Source organism: Robertmurraya sp. DFI.2.37, assembly GCF_029211245.1.
In the GTDB taxonomy this organism is placed as follows: Bacteria; Bacillota; Bacilli; order Bacillales; family Cytobacillaceae; genus Robertmurraya; species Robertmurraya methanolica_A.
Window position 1 is genome coordinate 1 of the sequence record NZ_JARGEJ010000692.1, and the last position, 296, is coordinate 296.

Sequence of the window (296 nt, forward strand, 5' to 3'; positions counted from 1 at the left end):
GCCAATATATAAACCGGGAAGATAAGGCTCTTTTTTTAGCCTATAAGAATAATCATTGCATTGGGCAAATTAGAATCATTAAAGATTGGAAAATTGATATTGATTGGAATCGCTATGAGGAGAATTTAAGTAAAAGTGTAGCGAAGAGTCTCATAAAAAATCAGCTAGGAAATATGTTTGATGGGAACACATTATACGGGATCCAAGTACAGACTGCAGACGGAAAAATGAAACCACTTCCTGAATTAATTGGTCATGTTGCTGATAGATTTAAAAATTTGACAGAAACTCAGAAG

1 pseudogene is annotated in these 296 nt (G+C 33.8%); it reads left to right on the top strand.

What is annotated here, in order from left to right:
- Nucleotides 1-296: pseudogene (locus tag PZE06_RS28240) on the top strand (hypothetical protein); the annotation flags it as partial.